This is a genomic window from Burkholderia sp. Bp9142, assembly GCF_003853415.1.
Lineage (GTDB): Bacteria > Pseudomonadota > Gammaproteobacteria > Burkholderiales > Burkholderiaceae > Burkholderia.
In genome coordinates this window covers 21,680-36,258 of the sequence record NZ_QTPP01000045.1, presented here as the reverse complement: position 1 = coordinate 36,258, position 14,579 = coordinate 21,680, and the positions used below count along the sequence as shown (strand labels likewise).

Below are 14,579 nucleotides of genomic sequence, written 5' to 3'. Positions count from 1 at the left end.
ACCGCTTCCATCGCGCGGCGGGCGCCGCGCGGGCGGAACGGGTCAGTGCTCCAGGCGGCGTCCGGCGAGATACGCGAGCTGCGCGCGGTTCTGGACGTTGAAGAGTTTTTCGAGCGAACGGATATGGTGGCCGACCTTGTGCAGCGACGTGCGCAGCGCGCTCGCGATCTCCTGGTCGGACAGGCCGTGCACGAGGCGCTCGAGCACCTGCTGCTGTTCGTCGCCGAGCGCGAAGCCGCGCATGCGCGCGATGCGCGCCTCGAGAAACGGCAGCGCGACGCGATGCACGGCGAGACTCACCGACAGCGCGCCGCCGATCACGCGATCGTCGATCCACTCGGTGCCGTGGGCTTCCGACGTCACGTTCACCGCGACGCGCAGGTCGAGCCGCGGCGCCGACAGGCTGAAGATCACGCCGCTGTTCATTGCATGCGCACGCAAATGGCCGGCCAGCGCGAGTACCTTGCGATCGCCGCTACCCTGCGCGGCCGACTCGATCTCGTCGAGCCGCCACGCGACCGGAAAGCCGCTCTGCCGCACCTGCGCGAAACGCGGGTCGCTCTCGTAGAGCATGCCCTCGATATACGGCTGCATGAACGTCGCGGGCGCGAGGTCGCGCAGCAGATGCGCGCACAGGATGCGTCGCCCGATCATCTCGTACGCACCATAGCCGAGCGTGCTGAAACCGATTTGCCGCAATCGGGCATGGCATTGGGCGAAATCGACGGCAGCCAGGTCGGATTTACCGGGCGCGATTTGAATGCCGGTAAAAACGTCGCGCTCGATTGCATGAATTTCTTTCGAATAAGCGGCAGCGGCCGCGATATCCGCTTGCGAAAACCACTCGACGCGTGGCGCGTCGTCAGCATATTTCATGAGGAGCCCACCCTTTCCCAATATGTGAACTTGCCCCGTCACGCTCTGGTCTTTTCTTTATGATTTTCTGGTCGTCTCTATAGCAGTGCGAATATGAACCTTTCGCCCGCATTAGTATTACGGCATATTACGCGCACACTGGCATTTTTGTACAATGCCCCCGCGTTTCGTCTGGATGACGATCTGCGCATATCATAAAGATGCTCGATCGCACCGTCGCGAGCGCCGTGCACGACACGGCTGCCGCCACGCGATGCGCGTCGATTCCGAGGGATGGCTCATGTCCGATATTGCATTGCATGAAGAAGCGGTCGCCCCAACCTTGTCCCGTCCGCCCCGGCGGACGGTCGCCTGCGCCGACGCGTCGAGAGAGCGCCCGGTGCAGGTCGTCTGGTGCGATGACGTCAAGCGCGGCGACATCGCGCAACCGAATGCGCCGAAGCTCGGCGTCGCGGATACGCTCGCGCACGCGCAGAGCACCGCGGAACGCAACCGGATCGTCGCAAGCCTGCTGCACCTGACAGGCTTCTCGACGTTCGCGTATTTCGCGCTCGAATTCTCGCGAGAGCGCGTCGAAAGCCTCTACCTGCACGAAGCGTTCACGCCGACCACCTACCGCGGCGACTACGTGCGGCACAACCATCACGACATCGATCCGCGCACGCTCGACGCACGCGTGTGCAACATGCCGATCGTGTGGGACCTGCAGCAGCTGCGCCGCGAACACCGCGCGCGCGTCGACGGCCCGTGCGTGACGCCGGCCGCGCTCGACGGTTTCCTGCAGACCATGCAGGACGACGGCATGTGCAGCGGCATCATGTATTCGATGGCCGTGCCCGGCACGCGGCTGCACGCGTTCATGAGCTTCACCGCACCGCGCCGCACGCGCGAGTGGATCACGCCGGCGACGATCGAGCAGGCGCTGTCGATCGGGCTGTCGGTCCACAAGTTCGCGTCGCCGCAACTGATCGCGACGTCGCGCGAGCGCACGGTCAACGGGCTCACGCCGTTCGAGCAGGAACTGCTGCTCGGCATCGCGGAAGGCGCATCCGACAAGGAGATCGGCCGGCGCCTCGACACCAGCGCGCACAACGTCGACTATCACCTGCGCAAGCTGCGCAAGCGCTTCGGCGTCGCGAACCGGATCCAGCTCACGTACCTGACGTCCAAGCTCGAGCTGATCTGACGCCCGCACGACGCACCCGCGCAAACGAACATGCCGGCCTTGCGGGCCGGCATGTTCGGGTTGCGGCGCGGCGCCGCTTCGTGCCGGACGGGCGCCGTTACTTCAGCAGCGTCATCTGCACGACCTTGACGATCACGAGACCGACCGCGATCACCAGATAGCCGCGCAGCACGGCCATCCAGACGCGCGTCGCGACCGTCATGTTCTGCGGCTCGAGCGAATCGAGCGGCGGCATGCGCCACGTGTCGCGCAGCGCGCGATCGATGCCCGGCTCGACGACGCGCTTGTTGCGGCGGATCAGCACCGTCGCGAGATAACCCGCGATCGCGAGCACCGTACCGCCGACCAGCACGTCGACGATCGCTTCGCCGCTGATGTCCGGATACATCACCGACGCGGTCAGGATGATCGACAGCAGCACGAGCACCCAGATCACCGCGCCCGTGAACACGTTGAGCTTCGTCGAGTTGACCCACGGACCGAGCACCTGGCGGTCGTTGCAGAGCACGAGCAGGAACACCGTCGCGCTCGGCAGCAGCACGCCCGCGAGCGTCTGCACCGCTTCGGTCAGCAGGCCGAGCGGGCTGCCCGGGATCAGCACGAGCGCGGCAGCGGCCGCGACGATCCCGAAGTAGACGAGGTAGAAGCCCTTCGCATCCGACACGCCGCGATGCAGCGAATGACGGATCTTGAACACGTCGCCGATCGCGTACGCGGTCGACAGCGACACCGCCGCCGCGCCGATGATGCATGCGTCGAGCAGCGCGACCGCGAACAGCGTCGCGCTCGTGCGGCCCGCATACCGCTCGAGGCCCGCGATCACGCCGCCCGCATCGGTGAAGTTGCCCGCTTCCGGATGACCGCCGAACAGCGCGGCGCTGAAGCCGATCATCGCGACCGCGCCGATCAGCACGAACGCGATGCCGATCCACAGGTCGATCTTCTCGTACTTCATGAAGCGCGGCGTGATGCGCTTGTCGATCACGTAGCTCTGCTGGAAGAACAGCTGCCATGGCGCGACCGTCGTGCCGACGATGCCGATCACGAGCAGCATCACGTCGGACAACCTCGTGTGCGCGGGCCAGTTCGGCACGAAGAAGTCGCGCGACATCTGCGACACCGGCGGGTGGATCGACACGAGCACCGGCACGAGCAGCAGGCTCAGCACGCACAGCCCGATCGCGAACCGCTCGAAGCGCCGGAAGTCGCCGGTACTCACCGCCGCCATCGTCAGCGCGGCGGCCACGCACACGCCCGCGACCTTCGGGAGCCCGAAGAAAGCCAGCACGAACGTGATGCCGATGAACTCGGTGACGATCGTCAGCGCGTTGAGCAGGAACAGGTCGATCACGCTGAACGCGCCCCAGAACTTGCCGAAGCGCTCGAAGATCAGGCGCGCATGGCCGACGCCGGTGACCGCGCCGAGGCGCAGCACCATTTCCTGGTTCACGTACAGCACCGGCACGAGCAGCAACAGCGTCCACAGCAGCGTCGTGCCGTAGTTCTGGCCCGCCTGCGTATAGGTGCCGAATGCGCCGGCGTCGTTGTCGCCGACCATCACGATCAGGCCGGGGCCGATGATCGCGAGCAGCGTGCGCAAGCGCGCCCACCACGTGCCGCGCGCGGCGGTGTCGTGATGCGAGATCGTGCCGAGGGCACCGCGGATGTCGCCGAGGTGGGCTTCGTCGAGCACCGCGCTGCGCTCGACGGCGATCGGTGGAGAGACGTTGGATGGCGTGGACATGATGAATTCCGTACGGCTGGTTTTTTATCCGGCCAAGCGTGTGGCCTTGGCATACGCGCGCGGAACGGGCCCGCGTGCGCATGCCGAGACGCGCTCGGCGTGTCAGTTCAGCAGAGCAACGATTTCACCCGGGTGAACAAACGGGAGAACACGCGCGGACGAGCGTCGAGCATCGGCATCGCGTCGTCGTACAAACGCGGTTGCACGAGCTGCGGGAGATTCGACAACAGAAGGCCGAAGTTCATGGTCTGGCTCCTGGCGGCGACGGCATGCGTGCCGGCCGCGTGGTGGGCGCGGGGCCAGTCCGGGGCCTGAACGACGTGTCAGGCTAGTCGGCCGGAATGTCCCTGCGACCCGGGTTCGAAAGGGTCTGTCGATGCAACGGGCATAAGGGACAACTGTCACTGTCGTTCATGGCGGCTCCTGTGCGGTGTTCCGGAAAACACGATTGACCGCCGTCCGGCGCGCGGACCGCCATTCGGGTGCATGCGACACGCATGCGCGAACGCGGCCGCGCACCGGGCGGCGGCGAAACCGGATGACGCATGCGCAAACGCATCACGCTAACCGGAGCGAATCAGGGTGCACGTAGGGAGTTGCTGCGGAATACTGCTGCGCGCACCGTTTGCCTGGGGGACAAACGGCGGCTTCGATGAGGCGCGGACGTCGGTCGCTCAGGCGGAAACTTGGTTCGAAGATCGACTACTGCAGGCGTCCAAGGCGGCGGCCCCAAGAGTGAAGATGGCGGATTCTATGGACCGGCCGAAACGGAAGTCAACCCTTTGGCACGCCCTCCGGGGAATATTTTTTCCGGCACTCGCACGCTGAAAGATTTGCGCCCGGAATGACGCGCCGCAACCTTTCAGCGCACGGGCGGGCGCGTGCCGCCGATGCGTGCGAGCAACAGTCGCCGCGAGCCGCCGGCGGGACACTGTGCCGGACATCGACCAGCCCGGCTGCGGCGGCACTGCCGGTCAGAAATGCGCAACATCGCTGCCTTTTTTGCTTGCTCCGCAGCAAAACTCGCGACTACAATCCGCCCCAATTCATCAAGGGAGTCCCTCCGTGGACACATGCTCCAGTTGCAGTTCGACGCCGGTCCAGGCCGGCCAAGCCATCGCGAGATAGCAGCCAGCATGTCGGTGCCGCTAGCTCGCATTCGTCGGGTTAGCGCGCGTCCTCCCGGGTCGGCATCGCCGGTTCGTCCGTCGCACGCTCCGTTACGTTCCAACCGCCGATCGCAGGTCGCTTCATGCGCCCGCGCTCGATCACGTCGTCCAGCATTCGCCGGACCGGACGGAGGTACGTCATGTTCTTTCAATCGTTCGCAGCCAGACTCAAGCGACGCGTACACGTCGTGTGCGGCCGCTCGGGCGTTTCGACCCTGTCGCCGCTCGCCCGAACATTCAGCAACTGGCGCGGCAGCGCGCTCGCGCACATGCCGGCGGCACCCCGCCCGCTCGACTGCGTGCTGGCCGGCGCGGTGGCGGCCGCCATCGCGCTCGTCGCGCTGCTCTGCACGGCGGCGTCGCGCCTCGGCTTCACGCAGGTGTGGCGTATCGGCGGCTGGCTGCCGTAAGCGTCGGCGCCGAGCGGCCGTGCGCCCACGCGCCGCCCGCGCCCATGCCACCGCCTCACGCCTCCACTTCCTCAGCCAACCAGACAATCAAACAACGGAGCCCGCATGAAGAATCGCTTCGAACCCGCGCCGCGCAAACCACGTCTCGATGCGCTCGCAACGCTGTTGCTGTCGCTCGCCGCCGCTGCACCCGCAATCGCACAATCGTCGTTGCCAGCCACTGCTGCCGAACCGGCGGCCGGTGCCAGCGACACCGCCCCCACGCAGGCCGCCGATGCTGCCGCGCCCGCCCCAACCGGTTTCCTGGAGCGCTCGAACCTGCTCGGCAACATGGGCGGCCTGCGCGACGTCCTCGGCGACCACGGCGTCACGCTGAGCCTGCAGGAAACCAGCGAATACCTGTACAACGCCGCGGGCGGCACGAATCGCGGCGGCGCGTACCAGGGCCTCACGCAATTCGGCTTCAACGTCGATACGGAAAAGGCGGTCGGGCTGCCGGGCGGCACGTTCAACGTGTCGGGGCTGCAGATCCACGGCACCAACCTCACGCAGCGCTATCTGCAGACGCTGCAGACCGCGACCGGCATCGAGGCGAATTCGACCACGCGACTGTGGGAGCTCTGGTACCAGCAGGCGTTTCTCGACGGCAAGGCCGACGTGAAGGTCGGCCAGCAGAGCGTCGACCAGGAATTCATGGTGAGCCAGTACGCGGCGACGTTCATGAACGCGACGTTCGGCTGGCCCGTTCTGCCGGCGACCGACCTGCCGGCCGGCGGCCCCGCGTATCCGCTGTCGTCGCTCGGCGTGCGGCTGCGCGTGAAGCCGGCCGACGCGTGGACCGCGCTGGTCGGCGTGTTCGACGGCAACCCGGCCGGCCGCAGCGACGGCGACGCGCAGGCGCTGAACGCGCACGGCACCAACTTCAACCTGCGCAGCGGCGCGTTCGTGATCGGCGAACTCCAGTACGCGCTGAACGCGGCGCCCGCCGATCCGAAGGCGCCGCAACCGGCCGGCCTGCCGGGCACGTACAAGCTCGGCTTCTGGTATCAGTCGCAGCACGCGAACGACCCGCGCGTCGGCACGGACGGGCTGTCGCTCGCGAATCCGGCCAGCAACGGGATTCCCGCCACGCATCGCGGCAACTACGGTTTCTATGCGGTCGCGGACCAGATGGTGTGGCGGCCGTCGGCCGACAGCCCGCGCTCGGTCGGCGTGTTCGCGCGCGTGATGGGCGCGCCGGGCGATCGCAACGTCGTCGATTTCGCGGCGAATGCGGGCGTGACGCTCAAGGCGCCGTTCAAGGGCCGCGACAACGATACGGCCGGCATCGCGGTCGGCTACGCGAAGATCGGCTCGCATGCGCGTGCGCTCGACGGCGACACCGGCGCCTACACGACACCCGGCTATCCGGTGCGCCGCGCGGAAACGGTGATCGAGGCGACCTACCAGTACCAGGTCACGCCGTGGTGGCAGTTGCAGGCCGACCTGCAGCATTTCTTCCGGCCGGGCGGCGGGATCCCGAACCCGAACGCGGCCGGCGCGCGCATCGGCGACGAAACGGTGCTCGGCGTGCGCACGACGATCACGTTCTGACGCACAGCGCATGCGACACGGGCCGGACTACCGCGTGCGCGGCGGTCCGGCCCGTGTGCATTCAAGTGCCTGCGTGCGACGCACGCGGCCTCTCACTCGCCGTACAGCCCGAGCAGTTTCAGCGTGACGCCGTTGGTCCAGCCGAAGCCGTCCTGCAGCGGATATTCGCCGCCACCGCCGCCGCCCTCGCCGGCCCCCTCGACCACGTACTTCTCGACGAGCTTGCCTTCGGTCGCATACACATGCTTCACGTCGGCCAGGAAGCGCGTGCCGATGTCCTTCGCGAGCGCCGGTTCGCCGTAACGGCGCAGCCCTTCGATCGCGATCCACTGCAGCGGCGCCCAGCCGTTCGGCGCGTCCCATTGCTGGCCCGTGTTCTCGGTCGTCGTCGCGAGACCGCCCGGCTGCAGCAGTGTCTTGCGCACCTCGCGCGCGGTCGCCTTCGCGCGCTCGGGCCATGCGACGCCGGTAAACAGCGGATACAGCGTCGCGGCCGTCACGCCGTCGCGCGGCTTGCGCAACGGCCAGTCGTAGTCGCCGTAATAGCCGTGACGGTTCCACAGATAGTGGTTGATCGCGGCCGCGCGGCGCGCCGCCCGCCCGGAAAAGTCCGCGACGCATGCGACGTCGTGCGTGACCGTGCAGCCCTTCACGATCGTCCTCTCGAGATGGAACATCAGGCTGTTCAGGTCGACCGGCACGATCGACGTCGTGCGGATCGTCGCGAGCGTCTTGCCGTCGCCGAACCAGCGCGAGCTGTAGTCCCAGCCGCTTTCGGCGCCCGCGCGCAGGTCGCGGTACACCTCGTTCGCGGGGCGATCCGGCACGGCCTTCGCGGTCGTCACGTCCTCGCGATACGACTCGTCGCGCGGCGTGTCGCTCGCGTCCCAGTAGCGGTTCAGCACCGCGCCGTCCGGCATCGCGACCACGTGCCGCGCGGCCTGCCCGCGCGGCGTCGTGGTTTCGCCCTGCATCCAGTACGCATGCTCCTTGCGCAGCGCCGGCAGGTATTTCTGGTAGACCTTGTCGCCTTCGGCCTGCGCGGCGAGCGTGACCATGTACGCGAAGAACGGCGGCTGCGAGCGGCTCGCGTAGTACGTGCGGTTGCCGTTCGGGATGTGCCCGATCGTATCGATCAGATGTGCGAAGTTGTCGAGCATGTCGTCGACGAGATCCTCGCGCCCCGATACCTGCAGCCCGAGCATCGTGAAATAGGTATCCCAGTAGTAGCCTTCGCGGAAGCGCCCGCCCGGCACCACGTACGGCTTCGGCATCGGGATCAGCGAGCTGTACGGCGGCACGGTCGCACTGGTGCGCGTGAGCTGCGGCCACAGCCAGTCGATGTGCTGGCGCAGCGTCTGGTTCGGCGGCGGCGTGACCCCGCCTGCCGGCGGCGGCGTGAAGTGCTGGTCGACGAACGCCTTCAGCGAGAAGCCCGGCTGCGACTTCTGTTGCTGATACAACTGCATGATCGTCGCCGGATCGGTATCGGGCGTCGCGTCGACGAAGGTCTTCTGGTCGGGATAGCGCTGCGCGGTTTGCACCGCGACGAACAGGTCGCCGTAGAGCTGGCTCGGCGGCGGCAGCAGCGTGCTGCCGGAGGCCGGGCTCGCGAGCGCCGCCGAGGCCGGCGCGGCGGACTGGCCGGCCGCCTGCGCGGCCGCGTGATTCGCGCTGTCGGCTTGCGCCGCGCAGCCGGCGACGGCCAGGTACGCGATGGCCATGACGGCCGCCCAGCGCAGGCGCGGCGCGGGCATGGGCGAGTGCGAGTGCGAGTGCGAGGCAGGATGCGATGCGGTCGATGCGGCACGACGTGACGTCATGACGTGTCCCCTCCTTTCGATGGTGAGTGGATCGGCAGGGGTCTCGTTCGCGCGTGCGCTCGTCTCGATGGCCGTCGATCGATGCGCGTCGTTGTATTCCGCAGATGAGTTCCGACTGTCGCACGAAACGCGCATCGCACGCAAGTTTCGGTTCCGTGCCTGCTCGGCTGCGTCACAGGTCATGTCATGCATTGCGACGGCACGGCAGTCGTCTCTTTTTGCCGGCACGGCAACAGGAACGACCGTTGCAACATGCGGAACAAGCGTTGTCTCACGTGACGCAACGACCACATTGTGGGCATAATGGCGACTTTACCGCGCGCCCTGCCCATGTCGCCCGTCTTTCTAGCACCGCTCATCGTTGCCTGTGCGTTGTTCATGGAAAGCGTCGACGCAAACATCATCGTCACCGCACTGCCCGCGATGGCGAGGGACTTCGGGCACAATCCCGTCACACTGAACATTGCGATCACGGCCTACGTGGTCGGCCTCGGCGTCTTCATCCCGATCTGCGGATGGCTCGCCGACCGCTTCAGCGCGCGCTCCGTATTCCGCACCGCGATCGGCATCTTCGTCGCCGGCTCGCTGATGTGCGCGGCCTCGAATTCCCTCGGCGTGCTCACGTTCGCGCGCTTCGTGCAAGGCGTCGGCGGCGCGATGATGGTGCCGGTCGGCCGGATCATCATCTTCCGCGCGGTGCCGCGCTCCGATCTCGTGCGCGCGATGAACTACCTCGCGATTCCCGCGCTGTTCGGGCCGACCGTCGGGCCGCTCGTCGGCGGCTTCATCACGACCTACCTGCACTGGCGGATGATCTTCTTCATCAACGTGCCGATCGGCATCTACGGGATCTACCTGGCGAGCAAGCACATCGCGAACACGCACGAGCCCGATCCCGGGCCGCTCGACTGGTTCGGCTTCCTGCTGTCGGCAAGCGGCGCCGCGCTGCTGCTGATGGGCCTCACGCTGATCGACGGCTCGCTCACGTCGCGCGCCAACGCGCTCATGATGTGCGCGGCCGGCGCGGTGATGCTCGCGCTCTACGTGCCGTACGCGCGCCGCAAGGCGCGTCCGGTGCTCGACCTCAGCTTCCTGAAGATCCCGACCTACCACGCGAGCGTGGTCGGCGGATCGCTGTTCCGCATCGGCCTCGGCGCGGTGCCGTTCCTGTTGCCGCTGGCACTGCAGGAAGGCCTCGGGATGAGCGCGTTCCACTCCGGGCTGATCACCTGCGCGTCCGCGCTCGGCGGTGCGATGAGCCGCTCGACGGCCACCCATACGCTGCGCCGCTTCGGCTTTCGCACGGTGCTGATCTACAACGCCGCGTTCGCGGGGCTGGCGATCGCCGCGTACGGCCTGTTCCATCCGGGCATGGCGACCTGGGCGATCTGGACCATCGTGCTGGTCGGCGGCATCTTCCCCGCGCTGCAGTTCACGAGCCTGAATTCGATGATCTACGCGGATATCTCGCAAGCCGACGCGGGCCGCGCGACGAGCCTCGGCAGCGTCGTGCAGCAGATGTCGCTCGGGCTCGGCGTGACGGTCGCCGGTCTCGTGCTGCACGTGTCGCACTGGCTGCAGGGCCATCAGACGATGGTGTGGTCGGATTTCTGGCCCGCGTTCGTCGTGGTCGGGCTGTGTTCGTTCGCGTCGATTCCGATCACGCGGCGGCTGCCGCCCGGCGCCGGCGACGAAGTCGCGCGCGGCAAGCGGCAATGAACGGGCTGGCTGGCGGGAACAGGCGGTCGACCGAAAAAACCGGAAAACAAAAAAAATCAGCGGACATCCACACGGGGCCGGTGCACAGCCGCATGGATGTCCGCTCAGGGCTCCGGGTCTCTCGTTGGGGGTTGAGAATCCCGGATCTGCTTCCTGCGTGCCATTGACATATGTGCGTCGGAAGCGGAATCGGTGCGCGCACATTGCGTCGCGCCATGTCCGCACTATAGGGAAAGTCGCGCCGCGCATCTGTCAAGCATTGTCAGACGCGGCGCGCGCGTGCGCATCGCACACGTGCGCCGCTTTCGCGCTAAAGTGGTGCCCGACCGCCACCCTCAGCCGCCGCTCCGATGCTTATGCTCTCGCCCGCCGCCGCCCGCGCGCTGCATCTCGCCGCGCAGGGCCTGCTGACCCCGCCCCGCCGCAAGGCCACCAAGGCCGACGTGCTCGACACGATCCGCCGAATGGCGCAGTTGCAGATCGATACCATTCACGTCGTCGCGCGCAGCCCGTATCTCGTGCTGTTCAGCCGTCTCGGCGACTTTGCCCCGCGGTGGCTCGACGAACATCTCGCCGAGGCCCGCCTGTTCGAATACTGGTCGCACGAAGCGTGCTTCCTGCCGGTCGAGCAATTCGGGCTGATGCGCTACAAGATGCTCGATCCATCCGGGATGGGCTGGAAATACGCGGCCGAATGGCACGAGCGGAACCGCGCGGACATCGAGCGGCTGCTCGCGCGGATTCGCGACGAAGGCCCCGTGCGGTCGGCGGATTTCGTCCGCGAGGACGGCGTGAAGGGCAACGGATGGTGGGACCGCAAGCCCGAGAAAAAGCACCTCGAAGTGCTGTTCACGACCGGCGAGCTGATGGTGTCCGAGCGCCGCAATTTCCAGCGCATCTACGACGTGCGCGAACGCGTGCTGCCCGGCTGGGACGACGCGCGCGACCTGCCGCCGCGCGACGCGGTGCTGCCCGCGCTGCTCGACCATACGTGCCGCGCGCTCGGCGTCGTGCGCGCGGACTGGGTGGCCGATTACTACCGGCTGCCGCGCCGTCCGTACCGCGCGGAGCTCGACCAGCTCGCGGTCGCGGGCGAGCTGATTCCGGTGGAGATCGCCGGCTGGAAGGAGCCGGCCTACGTGCATCGCTCGCTCGAAGCGCTGCTGCCGGCCGCCGCGGCCGACACGCTGCGCTCGACGGTCACGACGCTGCTGTCGCCGTTCGATCCGGTGGTGTGGGACCGGCGGCGCGCATCGACACTGTTCGGGTTCGACTACACGATCGAGTGCTATACGCCCGCGCACAAGCGGCGCTACGGCTATTTCTGCCTGCCGGTGCTGCATCGCGGCCGGCTGATCGGGCGCGTCGACGCGAAAGCACATCGCGCGCTCGGCACGTTCGAATTGAAGGCGGTGCATGTCGAGCCGGGCGTGCGGTTCGGCAGCGGGCTCGCGGCCGACGTCGCGAAGGCCGTGAAGAAGCTCGCGGCGTGGCATGGCACGCCTGAGGTGACGGTCGCGGATGCGCCGCCGGCGCTCGCGAGCGCGCTGGCCGGCGGTTGATCTGCCGGCGCGGCGCGACCGCTCGCCCGTCGCCAGCGTTCGTGCCGGCACCGTTGTCGCCGCGCCGACGCGCAGGCGCACCGCGCGTCAGCCCCCGTGCAGCCGCTACCGCTTCGCGGCAATCCAGCGGGCAATGCCCGGCCACACGTCCTTCAGCGTGCGCGATCCCATGAATAGCCCGATATGCCCGCCCGGCACGAGCTGGCGCGTCACCTGCGAGGCGGGCGTCCCCACCAGGTCCTGCGCGGCAAACACCTGCTCCTGCGTCGTGATGTCGTCGGCAGCGCCGGCAAGCAGATAAACGGGGCACGTGATCGCCTTCAGGTCGAGCGTACGCCCGAGCGCGACGAACGTGCCCTTCGCGAGCCGGTTCTCCTTGAAGATCTGCACGATTGCCTGCAGATACCAGCGGCCCGGCAGATCGATCGGACTTTCGTACCAGTTCGCGAATGCTTCGCGCTTGCGCAGGTAGTCTGCGTCGTCGAGGTGTTCGTACAGGTCGACGTGCTCGGCGAGATAGTGCTGGTCGGGATGCATGTTCTTCCAGCCGCGCAGCATGAAACGCCCGCGCATCAGGCCGCCGCCCATCGTCACCAGTTCCTCGTAGAACGACGTCGGACAGGCGTGCGCCATCCGCTTGATCGGGCCGTCGCCCGCATCCGTGTCGATCGGCGCGCCCGCGAGCACGAGGCTCGCGACCTTGTGCGGAAAACGCGCCGCATACATCGCGGACATCCACCCGCCCTGGCACAGACCGACGAGATTCACGCGCCCGCCGAGCTCGTCGACGCATACGTTCAGCTCGGCCAGGTACTGGTCGATCTCGAGATCCCGCATGTCCTCGGTCGCCGAGCGCCAGTCGGTCAGGTACACGTTCGTCACGCCGTGCTCGCGCAGCGTCTGCATCAGGCTCTGCCCCGGCTGATAGTCGGCGATCATCGCCCGATGCCCCGCATACGGCGCTTCGACGATCGTCGGCAGCCCGTGCGCCGGCGCGACCGAATAATCGCGGAACGTCATCGTGCGCAGTTCCAGCAGCGCGCGGTTCGGCGACGCCAGCGCCGGATGCGGTTCGCAATGCAGCTTCTCCTCCTCCGCGGCGAAGCGCAGGTTGCGCGCGGTGAATTCCGAGCCCAGCCGGAACATCGCGGCGGCGGCGGCCATCGGCCAGAAGATCGGCAACGCCGGAGCGTTGGCAGACGGCGTGGCGGGCGCGGCAGGCGTGGTGGTATCGGTATCGCTCGAATTCATCGAATGCCTTGCTCCGTAGAACATGAAGGGGAAAATCCGGGTGCCGGGATGTACGGCGATCGTCCGCGCTGCACCCGCGACGAATCGCACGTCTCAAGCGCCGTCTTGACGTATGCGTACTTCGATGCGTGTGCATCGATCTTCCGATGCTGACGGCAAGCGGCCATCGAACGCCCGGTGCGGCGACCGGTGAACCCATTCTGGTCCGTAACCGGACGCGATCGCTTGATCGCCGTCAATCGTTTCAGGTGAAATCCCGATAGCATGAAATCGCGCGATGACAGTTCGATGGCCGCGGCGCGATACCGACCTCACGACCGACATCGCGTCGCCACAGCGCACCGGCGATACCGGGCGACCTGCCTCCCGCCTCCCATGCACATCCGCGAAATCCGCTCGAAGATCACCAGTACCTCGTCCACGCGCAAGATCACGAAGGCGATGGAAATGATGGCCCGCACCAAGATGGCGGGCGCGCAGCGGCGGGCGCGCGATTTCCGGCCCTACGCGGCGCGCATCCGGGAGATGGCCGAGCGCGTGCTGCGCGACCGGTCCGGCCACGTCTCCGCGCTGATGGCACGACGCATGCCCGTGCGCCGCGTCGGCCTGATCGTCGTCAGCACCGATCGCGGGCTGTGCGGCCCGCTCAACACGCGGCTGCTGGTCGAATGCGTGGATGCGCTCGAACGCTGGGACCGGGCCGGCGTCGCGTGCGAACTCAGCGTGATCGGCGCGCGCGGTATCGCGCCGCTGATGCGCCACGGCGCGACCATCACCGCCCGCGCAAGCGGCCTCGCCGCCGAGCCGCACTTCGAGCAGCTGCTCGGCGCATTGCTCGTGCCGCTCACTGCGTTCGTCAACGGCGAACTGGACGAGCTGCACATCGCGTACAACCAATTGACGAGCCCGCTCGCGTACTCGCCGCGCATCGACGCGGTGCTGCCGATCACCGGCCTCGCCACCGGCGCGCCGTCCGGTGACGCCGCGACGTCCGACTATCTGTATGAGCCTGCGCCGAAGCCGGCCGTGGACACCTTGCTGCTGCGCTACGTCGAGGCGACGCTCTACCAGGCCGTCGTCGAGAATTACGCGTGCGAGCAGTGCGCGCGGATGTTCAGCATGCAGACCGCGACGGAGAATGCCGATCGCGTGCTGCGCGAGTTGCGGCACCTGTATCAGAAGACGCGCCAGGCGCAGATCACCACCGAGCTGTGCGAGATCGTCGCCGGCGCGGCGGCGGTTTGAA

At 67.4% G+C, this 14,579-nt stretch carries 11 protein-coding genes; 6 read left to right on the top strand and 5 right to left on the bottom strand.

The window, feature by feature from the left end:
* Positions 1-42: 42 nt before the first annotated feature.
* The gene (locus tag DIE22_RS32665) at positions 43-876 is read right to left on the bottom strand and encodes an autoinducer binding domain-containing protein (RefSeq protein WP_124606990.1); all 834 of its coding nucleotides are present in this window, start codon (positions 874-876) and stop codon (positions 43-45) included.
* A gap of 280 nt (positions 877-1,156) precedes the next feature.
* Here DIE22_RS32665 and DIE22_RS32660 point away from each other — a divergent pair, with 280 nt between their 5' ends.
* The gene (locus DIE22_RS32660) at positions 1,157-2,062 is read left to right on the top strand and encodes a LuxR family transcriptional regulator (protein WP_124499245.1); all 906 of its coding nucleotides are present in this window, start codon (positions 1,157-1,159) and stop codon (positions 2,060-2,062) included.
* Positions 2,063-2,159: 97 nt separating this feature from the next.
* Here DIE22_RS32660 and DIE22_RS32655 read toward each other — a convergent pair whose 3' ends face one another.
* Entirely contained in the window at positions 2,160-3,806 is a 1,647-nt protein-coding gene (locus DIE22_RS32655; RefSeq protein WP_124499246.1) for an Nramp family divalent metal transporter, read from the bottom strand.
* 107 nt (positions 3,807-3,913) lie between these two features.
* Complete coding sequence (locus tag DIE22_RS38395; protein WP_185640741.1) at positions 3,914-4,051, bottom strand: hypothetical protein; 138 nt, start codon at positions 4,049-4,051, stop codon at positions 3,914-3,916.
* Positions 4,052-5,115: 1,064 nt separating this feature from the next.
* On the opposite strand from DIE22_RS38395, the gene DIE22_RS32650 reads away from it, so the two are divergent.
* Both DIE22_RS32650 and DIE22_RS32645 read left to right on the top strand, forming a co-directional pair.
* Positions 5,116-5,385: a hypothetical protein gene (locus DIE22_RS32650; RefSeq protein ID WP_124499247.1), complete on the top strand. Its 270-nt coding sequence runs from the start codon at positions 5,116-5,118 to the stop codon at positions 5,383-5,385.
* Positions 5,386-5,490: 105 nt separating this feature from the next.
* Positions 5,491-6,978 carry a carbohydrate porin gene (locus tag DIE22_RS32645; RefSeq protein ID WP_124499248.1) on the top strand — a complete coding sequence of 496 codons (1,488 nt, stop codon included), beginning with the start codon at positions 5,491-5,493 and terminating at the stop codon, positions 6,976-6,978.
* Between the two features lie 92 nt (positions 6,979-7,070).
* Here the strand turns inward: DIE22_RS32645 and treA are convergent, their stop codons facing one another.
* Entirely contained in the window at positions 7,071-8,801 is a 1,731-nt protein-coding gene (gene treA / locus DIE22_RS32640; protein WP_124606989.1) for an alpha,alpha-trehalase TreA, read from the bottom strand.
* Positions 8,802-9,131: 330 nt separating this feature from the next.
* Between treA and DIE22_RS32635 the strand changes: the two genes are divergently transcribed.
* The gene (locus tag DIE22_RS32635; RefSeq protein WP_124499250.1) at positions 9,132-10,520 is read left to right on the top strand and encodes an MFS transporter; all 1,389 of its coding nucleotides are present in this window, start codon (positions 9,132-9,134) and stop codon (positions 10,518-10,520) included.
* Positions 10,521-10,870: 350 nt separating this feature from the next.
* Positions 10,871-12,082, top strand: a complete 1,212-nt coding sequence (locus tag DIE22_RS32630) for a winged helix-turn-helix domain-containing protein (RefSeq protein ID WP_124606988.1) — start codon at positions 10,871-10,873, stop codon at positions 12,080-12,082.
* Positions 12,083-12,187: 105 nt separating this feature from the next.
* Here the strand turns inward: DIE22_RS32630 and DIE22_RS32625 are convergent, their stop codons facing one another.
* A complete protein-coding gene (locus DIE22_RS32625) occupies positions 12,188-13,246 on the bottom strand; it encodes an alpha/beta fold hydrolase (protein WP_260426818.1) in 1,059 nt (352 codons plus the stop codon).
* 462 nt (positions 13,247-13,708) lie between these two features.
* Here DIE22_RS32625 and atpG point away from each other — a divergent pair, with 462 nt between their 5' ends.
* Positions 13,709-14,578 carry an ATP synthase F1 subunit gamma gene (gene atpG / locus DIE22_RS32620; RefSeq protein WP_124499253.1) on the top strand — a complete coding sequence of 290 codons (870 nt, stop codon included), beginning with the start codon at positions 13,709-13,711 and terminating at the stop codon, positions 14,576-14,578.
* Position 14,579 lies beyond the last annotated feature (1 nt).

Bases quoted from the DNA above. Each gene is read 5' to 3' on its own strand.
- DIE22_RS32645 (WP_124499248.1), top strand. From the start codon at position 5,491: ATGAAGAATCGCTTCGAACCCGCGCCGCGCAAACCACGTCTCGATGCG.
- treA (WP_124606989.1), bottom strand. From the start codon at position 8,801: ATGACGTCACGTCGTGCCGCATCGACCGCATCGCATCCTGCCTCGCAC.
- DIE22_RS32650 (WP_124499247.1), top strand. From the start codon at position 5,116: ATGTTCTTTCAATCGTTCGCAGCCAGACTCAAGCGACGCGTACACGTC.
- DIE22_RS32665 (WP_124606990.1), bottom strand. From the start codon at position 876: ATGAAATATGCTGACGACGCGCCACGCGTCGAGTGGTTTTCGCAAGCG.
- DIE22_RS32630 (WP_124606988.1), top strand. From the start codon at position 10,871: ATGCTTATGCTCTCGCCCGCCGCCGCCCGCGCGCTGCATCTCGCCGCG.
- DIE22_RS38395 (WP_185640741.1), bottom strand. From the start codon at position 4,051: ATGAACTTCGGCCTTCTGTTGTCGAATCTCCCGCAGCTCGTGCAACCG.
- DIE22_RS32655 (WP_124499246.1), bottom strand. From the start codon at position 3,806: ATGTCCACGCCATCCAACGTCTCTCCACCGATCGCCGTCGAGCGCAGC.
- DIE22_RS32660 (WP_124499245.1), top strand. From the start codon at position 1,157: ATGTCCGATATTGCATTGCATGAAGAAGCGGTCGCCCCAACCTTGTCC.
- DIE22_RS32635 (WP_124499250.1), top strand. From the start codon at position 9,132: ATGTCGCCCGTCTTTCTAGCACCGCTCATCGTTGCCTGTGCGTTGTTC.
- atpG (WP_124499253.1), top strand. From the start codon at position 13,709: ATGCACATCCGCGAAATCCGCTCGAAGATCACCAGTACCTCGTCCACG.
- DIE22_RS32625 (WP_260426818.1), bottom strand. From the start codon at position 13,246: ATGGCCGCCGCCGCCGCGATGTTCCGGCTGGGCTCGGAATTCACCGCG.